The organism is Anaeromyxobacter sp. SG64, from assembly GCF_022690745.1.
GTDB classification, from domain to species: Bacteria; Myxococcota; Myxococcia; order Myxococcales; family Anaeromyxobacteraceae; genus Anaeromyxobacter; species Anaeromyxobacter soli.
The window spans coordinates 1-7,765 of sequence record NZ_JALCZB010000145.1; the positions used below are offsets into that span (position 1 = coordinate 1).

Consider the following 7,765-nt stretch of genomic DNA (forward strand, 5'->3'; position numbering starts at 1 on the left):
CGGAGGTCCCGCGCCGCTACGAGCGCGCGCGGGAAGCCGCCCCGCCCCGGCGGAGCGCGCCGGGCGCGAAGCGGCGCGGGCCGCGCTGAGGAAGGGACCGGTGCGCGGGCCGCCCCCTCCGCGCTACAACCGCCCGCGTGAGCCTCCGGATCGCCGTCATCGGGCACGTCGAGCACGTCACCATCGGCCGTGTCCCCGCCGTCCCGGCGGCGGGCGACATCGTCCACCTCGACGGACCGCGCTGGTTCCCGGGGGGCGGAGGCGGGGTCGCGTTCTGGCAGCTCGTGCGGAGCCCCGCGGAGCTGCACCTCTTCACGGCGATCGGCGACGACGCCGCGGGTGACGCCGTCGCGGCCGAGCTCGCGGCGAGCGGCGCGCACGTCCACGCGGTCCGCCGGGCGGAGCCGCACACCCGCGCGATCGCCATGGTCGATCCGGCCGGCGAGCGCACCATCCTGGTGGTGGGCGAGCCCCTGCATCCCCGCGCCGAGGACCCGCTGCCGTGGGGCGCGCTGGCGGGCTTCGACGCCGCCTACTTCACGGCGCAGGACCCCGCGGCCCTCCGGGCCGCGCGCGCCGCGCGGGTGCTCGTCGTCGCCGCCCGGCGCCGGCCCGCGCTCGCCGCCTCGGGCGTGCGCGCGGACGCGGTGGTCGGCAGCGTCCGCGATCCGCGGGAGGCGAGCCGGCGCGCGGACCACGCGGTGCCGCCCGTGGCGCTCGTGCTCACCGACGGCGCGCGCGGGGGCCGCATCGAGACGGAGGAGGGGCTCGAGGTCTTCGAGGCGCCGCCCTCGCCGCCGCGGGGCGGGGGCGCGTACGGGGCGGGGGACAGCTTCGCCGCGGCGCTGACGTTCTTCCTCGCCGCGGGCGTGCCGCTCGCGGAGGCCTGCCGGCGCGCGGGGCTCCACGGCGCGGCGGTGCTGGGTGGGCTCGATCCGCGGACGGGGCAGCTCCCGCTCGAGGATCCGCGCTGAGGGACGTCGACGAGACGGAATCGGGGGGGGGGGGCGCCCCCCCCCCCCCCCCCCCGCGCCCCCCCCCCCCCCCCCGGCCCCCCCCCCCCCCCCGCGCGGGGCTTGGGCCGGTCCACGTCCCGTCTCGGGCCGCCGGCCCCGCCGGACGGGGCGGGCGCCGCGGCCCCCTCTCCGCTCAGTAACGGACCTGCAGCTGCGGCAGCAGGATCGCGTCCTCCGCGCCGACCTTCAGGACGGAGCGGCCGAGGTCGAGGTGCACGACCGCGTGGCCGCGCAGCGCGAGCCACTCCGCCGGCGCGTCGAACTCGATCGGGAGGCCGCAGGCGTCGAGCGCGCCCGCAGCGCCGCTCTCCTCCCACGCTCCGACGTCGTCGAGGACGATGCGCACGTGCGCCACTTTCCCCGGCGCGGGCAGGGTGAACGTGCCGAGGTCCCAGGCGTGGTCGGCGCGCGTCAGGTCCATGGTGGTGACGCGGCTCAGGTCGATGGCGAGCGGCGCGCCGTCCACCTCGACGGAGACCGCCGCGAGGTCGAGGACGACCGCGTCGAAGCCGGGGTTCGCGACGCCGAGGAGCCGCAGCGTCGCGAGCTGAGGCTCGAGGGACGTCGTCGGATCGGTCGCGCCCACGGAGTCGTCGGGCGGGGGCGTGATCGGGGTCTCGATCGCCGGCTCGCCGGGAGATCCGGCAGGTCCGGTCTTGCCCTTGGGGCTCGTGCCGCCGCAGGCGATCGCGGCGAGGGAGAGGAGGAGGAGGCCAGTCTCGAGCGTTCGGATCATGGTCTGTTCCTCCTTCACGGGCTGCAGGTCTCGCCGGTGGGCGAGGTCGGGTCGACGCCGAGGGCGCGGGCGTCGACGGGCTGGGCCGGGCCGACGGCGAAGCCGTCGGGGAACGGCAGCGCGTCGCCCTGCGTGTTGAAGGCGGCCAGGTCGTCGATGAGCCCCTTGATGTCGCCGCACGCCGTTCCGCCGAGCGCCGTCACGGCGTCGGCCACGAGCGGCGAGGACGTCCCGAACGCGCGCCCGTTGCAGATGGCGGCCGCGGTCTGGTGGGCGAGCAGGATGCGGAAGCGCGCGAGCGCGTCGCGCGGCTCGCCGGACACGTACCGCGCCGGGCTGGCCCAGAGCAGCCCGAGGAGCTCCTCGAGCGTGTCGATCGTGGTGAACCCGAGGTCGATGGGGCCGCCGGCGATGCATGCCGTCGCCGCGTCGACGTGCGTCTTCCAGAAGCCGAGCGTCCGGGTGACGCCGCTCGGCGGGGGCGGAGGCGGCACCTCGGGCGGCTTGCACACCACCCGCGCGGTGCACTGCGCCTCGCCGTGCTCCCACCCCGCCGCGAAGCGGTTGTCGAGCCGCGCGCAGCCACCGGTGGTCGAGCAGGACATGCCGGCCTCCCCGGCGAGGGCGACGCACTCCTCGTACGAGTCGATGGTGAGCCCGTACTCGAAGGTCTGCGATCCGCCGACGGGGAGCGCGAGGTCGAGCTCCTGCCGGGCCGGGTCCATGAACCGATCGCTGATCCACGCGACGATGGAGACGTCGGTGGGGTGCACGTTCCGGACGGTCGCCTGGAACGTGAGGGTCGCGGGATAGGAGTCGACCTCGACGACGGCGGCTCCGTTGACGGTCTTCTCGCACACGAGCTCGTGTGCGCGGGCCAGCGGGGCCGCGAGCATCATCGCCGCGACCCCGGCCCACCTGCAGGGTGGTCTCACTGGGATCTCCTCGCTCCGGGGAAGGGAGTCGGCGGAGGCTCGTTTCACGTGCCATGCCGGTAGGCGAAGGTAGGTTCGGGCGCACGCCGGCACGTCGAGCGGCCGAGCGGTGGGAAGTCTCCTGCCGCGGGCAGGGCAACGGACGGGAGCAGGTGGGCACGCTCGTTCCCTCGAGCCACGAGCGGCCCCCAATCCGCGGGGCCAACCGCCTCTGGCGCAAGCTCGACGTGGTGGTCGCGGCGTCGGAGCGCCGCTTCGGAGGGGGAGCGAGCGAGCACCCGCTGGGCAGCCCGCTCAGCGGCCGCCCGCGAGGCGCGCGATGCCCCGCTCGACCGCTCCGACGAGGTAGGGCCGCAGCTCCGCCGGGGCGATGATCCGATCGAGCGATCCGACGCGGAGCGCGCGCTCGACGGTGTGGATCGCGTCGAACTCCTCGGCGACCTCGCCGACCTTCTCGGCGCGCACCGCGGCCGTCACCTCCGAGCGCCGGAGCAGCGCCGCCCCGCCCGCGGCGGCCGCCTTCTCCGCCTCCGCGACTCGCGGGTCCTTGCGCGTGCGGGACTCGACCTCTCGCGCGAACACGACCGCCGCCGCGGGGGCGCCGCCGATCACGGACGCCCGCGCGCCCTCCACCGCGACGACCTCCATGTCCTCGCGGAGCGCCTTGGAGAACACCACGAACGCGCCGCCGTGGTAGCGGGACACGACGCAGAAGACGATGGGCCCGCGGAAGTTCACCACCGCGCGGCCGATCTCCGCGCCGTGCTCGAGCTGCAGGCGCCGCATCGACTCGGGGGAGCCGTCGAAGCCGGAGAGGTTCGCGAGCACCACCACGGGGCGGTTGCCGCTCGCCGCGTTGAGCGCCCGGGCGATCTTCTTGGACGACTGCGGGAAGAGCGTCCCGGCCGACCAGAGCTCGGGCCCGTCCGCGGGGACGAACTCGAGGCGCGGGAGCGGGCGGGACTCGATGCCGAGGAGGCAGACCGGGAAGCCGCCGAGGTGCGCGTCCCAGACCACGGCGGTGTCGCCCCCGCGCAGGTCGCGCCAGCGCTCGAGCGGGGCGTGATCCTGGTCCACGCAGGCCGCCATCACGCGCCGGATGTCGAACGGCTTCTTGCGGTCCGGGTTCTTCTCGAGGCTGAAGACGTCGCCCACCGTCTCGAACCCGGCGCCGCCCTCCGGTCCGTGCGGGTACGAGCGCACGTCGCGTTCCACCGGGTCGGAGGTCGCGGCGCGGCGCGGGGCGCGCTCGCCCGGGACGACGTAGGTGTGCGCGTAGTGCCGCATGAGGATCCCGACGGCCTCCGCCACGCTGCCGGCCCGGTACTGCGCCTGGCCGTTCGGCCCCATGATCCGGTCGTAGCCGCCGATGCCCATGTTGTCCTCGGCCGAGACGCTCCCGGAGTACTCGAGCGCCTCCTTCCCGGTGAGGACCATGGCGGACCCGGGCGTCATCACCAGGATGCCCCGGGTGTGCATGAGCATCGTCGCCTCGGCGTTCCAGTAGGGCTGGGCGCCGACGTTGATGCCGACGACGACGACGTTGAGCTCGCCCCCGCGCTGGGTGAACTCGACGATCCGGCGCAGCACGCGCGAGATCCAGTCCATGTTCTCCGTGCCGCTCTCCATCGAGATCTTCGCGCCCGCGGAGACCGCGAACCACTCGAGCGGGACCTGGAGCCGCTCGGCGAGGGCGAGGGCCGCCTCGATGCGGGCGCACTCGGGCTCGGCGAGCGAGCCCATCGCCCTGCTCGGGTCGCCGAGCAGGACCACGCGCAGCATCCCCTCGGGGTGACGATCCGTGAAGCTGCGCACCGTCCCGACCACTACGTTCGACGGGTTCGCGCCGGGCGGCCGCGTGACCGGGACGAGCGCGCCGGCGGCGTCGAGATCGTGCTCGACGAACTCGCCCGGCGGGACCGCCGCCTGGGTGCCGCGCGACGGCGCGAGCAGCTTCACGATCTCGAACGGGTGGGTGAGCCCGCGCCGGCGGAGCTGGACGACGCGCTGCTCGTACTCGGTCATCGGCTCCAGCGGCCGATCGGTGGGCTCGTCCCAGCGGATCGACACGCCCCCCCGGTCGTCCGCGACGAAGCGCAGCAGCGTCCGCTTCATCGCGCCCGTCGCCGGATCGGGGAGCCGCGCGTCGATGAGCGCCATCTCGAGCCCGAGCCCCGCCGCGGCGGGCGCCATCCGCGCGGCGAGGCCGCGGATCTCGGCCGGCGTGAGCGGCAGGGGCGGGCCGACCGTGAGGAGCACGCGGTTCCACTCGAGCCGCTGCCCCGGCGCGCGGCGCGCCTGGAAGCGCCGCATGCCGGCGAGCGCCTCGTGGAGCATCCGCTCGACGTGGGGCATCTGCACCACGCGCCCGGAGCCGTCGCGCACCGGGGCGATGGCACGCACCTCCGCGACCGCGAAGAGCCGCTCGTCCCTGGGGTTGTCGCGGGAGACGCCGCGGTAGAGGTACACGTCCTCGACCGAGGGGAGGCGCTCGAGCTCGAACCGCGCGAGCCGCCCGAGCTGCATCCGCTTGAAGAGCATCGGGTGGACGCCGCGGTGGCGGCGGTCCTCGGTCCACTCGGACGGCCCGCCGCGGAAGGTGAAGTGCTCCTGGCTCGCCTGGCGTCCCAGGCCGCGCCCGGGGATGGCGAGGAGGAACGAGGCGCGGCGCAGCGGGCGCGTGAAGGCCGCCTCCGCGAGCGCGAGGCGGAGCCGCTCCGCGAGCGCGTCGGGGCCGTCGATGGGCGCGTCGTGCCAGACGTAGAGCTCGACCGCGACCGCGCGGTCCCCGGGGACCTCCGCCGCGAGCCGGGCGAGACGCCGGACCGCCTGGTCGATCTCTCCGGGGTGCGAGAAGGCGGCGATCACGCGGAACGCCTGCCCCTCGAGCGTGTAGTCCGACCACGCGCACGCGAGCCCCTCGACCTCGCCCACCTCGACCGGGCCGAGCGCGCGGTCGCGGTAGTAGCGGCGGAGGAGGGTCTCGACGAGCCGCGAGCGGAGCGGCGGCGCCGCCTCCGCCATCCGCGAGACCACCATCGTCGCGATGGACTGCGGACACTGCACGATCCGCTCGACGAGCGCCTCGCGCGCCGCCCCCGCCTCCGAGGCGAGCCGTTCGAGGTCGGCCTCGGCCTGCGCGGTCATCTCCGCGCGCACCCGGTCGAGGCGCGGCTGGTCGTGGCGGCGGTAGCGGACCTCGCGCGCGAGGTCGGCGAGCGCGGGGAAGCGCTCCTGGCCGACCGCCGCCAGCCGGTCGAGCTGCTCGCGCGGGGCGACCGCGGCGGGCGCCTCGGGCGCCGCCAGCCAGCGCTCCAGGATGGCGAGCACCGGCGCGAGCTGGGCCTCGGCGCGCTCGTAGGCCTTCTGCATGCGGAGCAGCGCCACCTCGAGCGCGCGGCCGGGGACGTCGAGCGACAGGCCGTAGTGCGCGAGGGCGCGGCGGAGCGCGCCGACGAAGGTCTCGCCGAGCCCCTCTCCCCGCGCCTCCGGCTCGTGGAGGTAACGCCAGAGCGCTTCGAGCGGCGGCGCCGCGGAGGGATCCGCGCCGGGGCGCGCCCGCCCGTAGAGCGACTGCACGTCGGCGAAGGCCGCGACGACGGCCGACTCGGCCCGGAGCGTGGCGGCGGCGCCGTGCGGGGCCGCGAGGGACAGCTCGCGCCAGCCGGAGGCGAGCCGCCGCGCCTCCGCGGCGGTCACGTCGAACCCGAGGACGAGCCGCTGCAGCTCGGCGAGCGCGCCGAGGTAGCGCTCCGCGTCGCCCGCCGGCTCCGTCGGCGCGGGGCCCCCCAGCGTGAGCGGCGCGGCGGCAGGCTCGGGGGCGGCCTCGCCCTCGGGGTCGATCCGGAGGAGCGGCGCGCCGGGATCGACCTGGGCGTTCGCGACGGTGAGCACCTCGCGGATCGTCCCCGCGTACGGCGCGGGCACGGCCATCTCCACCTTCATCGACTCGATGCGCGCCACCGGCTCGCCCGCCGCGACGCGCTGGCCGGGCGCGACCGGGATCGCCACCACCACCGCGGGCATGGGCGAGGCGACGACGCCGGCGGGATCGCGCCGGACGACGTGCGGCACCCCGTCCACCTGCACGAGCTGGCGGAGCCCGTCGGACGCGACGAGCAGCCGCGCGCGCCCGCCGCTCCACGTGAGCCGCCGCTCGTGCGCGCCGAGGTGCTCGACGCCGAGCTCCAGCGGCGCGCCGCCGGCGGGGGCGACGCGGTAGGCGCCGGGGCCGATCTGCCGGACCTCGAGCCGGTGGCGGCGCCCCGCGTGGCGAAGCTCCACGCCGCGGCCCGACGACGGGCCCACGCGCGGGCGACCGCGGCGCGCCTCGGCGACGAAGCGCGCCCGCTCGAGGTCGAGCTCGGCGTCGTACGCCTCGATGGCGGCGGCGACGACGGCGACCTCCGGGCGCTGGGGGAGGGCGGGCTCTCCGGACGCGGCGAGCGCATCGAGGAGCCCGGCGCCGGCGCGTCCGGCGCGGACCTCCGGGCGCGCGCAGAGCGCCCGGAGCCACGCGGTCGAGGGCGCCGCGCGGTGCAGGAGGACGTCGCTCCCCTCGAGCGCCTGCTCGAGGCGCTCGAGCGCCTCCGCGCGGTCGTCGCCGCGGGCGATCACCGTCGCGATCACCGACCCGGCGGGCGCCTCGTCGCCCTCGTCGAGCGCGGGCTCCGCGCGCACCCCGGGACCCGCCGCGAGCCGGAGCACCTCCAGCCGTCCGGCGGCTGCGCCGGCCGCCACGACGCGGGCGGCGAGCGCGTGGCCGTGGCGCGCCCCGGCGGGCGCCCCGTCGAGGTCCTCGCCCGCCGCGAGGCGCAGGGCGAGGCGGACGAGGTCCATCCCCGTGGCCTCCTCGACGGCGGGCGCGGAGTGCGCGCGCGCGTCGATCCCGGAGAACGCCATCCGCCCCGCCGCGTCCACCGCGAGCTCCACCGCGCACAGGCCCACCCAGCCCGCCTCGACCGCGGCGCGCTCGGCGAGGGCGAGCGCGCGCTCCGCGACGTCCGGCGGGAGGCCGGCGGGCGGCGACTCGACGAGCGGCGTCGTCCCGCCGGTGCGGAGCGACGCGTCCCCGATGC

The 7,765-nt window shown here is 77.1% G+C and carries 4 protein-coding genes; 1 reads left to right on the plus strand and 3 read right to left on the minus strand.

The window, feature by feature from the left end:
• Positions 1–137: 137 nt before the first annotated feature.
• Positions 138–974 (plus strand): PfkB family carbohydrate kinase, encoded by an 837-nt coding sequence (locus MNZ29_RS25085; RefSeq protein WP_242356910.1) that lies wholly within the window; start codon positions 138–140, stop codon positions 972–974.
• Between the two features lie 175 nt (positions 975–1,149).
• Here MNZ29_RS25085 and MNZ29_RS22885 read toward each other — a convergent pair whose 3' ends face one another.
• The 3 genes from MNZ29_RS22885 to MNZ29_RS22895 all read right to left on the minus strand — a co-directional run.
• Positions 1,150–1,752 carry a hypothetical protein gene (locus tag MNZ29_RS22885; protein ID WP_242356912.1) on the minus strand — a complete coding sequence of 201 codons (603 nt, stop codon included), beginning with the start codon at positions 1,750–1,752 and terminating at the stop codon, positions 1,150–1,152.
• Positions 1,753–1,766: 14 nt separating this feature from the next.
• A complete protein-coding gene (locus MNZ29_RS22890) occupies positions 1,767–2,687 on the minus strand; it encodes a hypothetical protein (RefSeq protein WP_242356913.1) in 921 nt (306 codons plus the stop codon).
• Between the two features lie 294 nt (positions 2,688–2,981).
• The coding region (locus MNZ29_RS22895) for a carboxyl transferase domain-containing protein (RefSeq protein WP_242356915.1) at positions 2,982–7,765 on the minus strand (4,784 nt) is incomplete at its 5' end.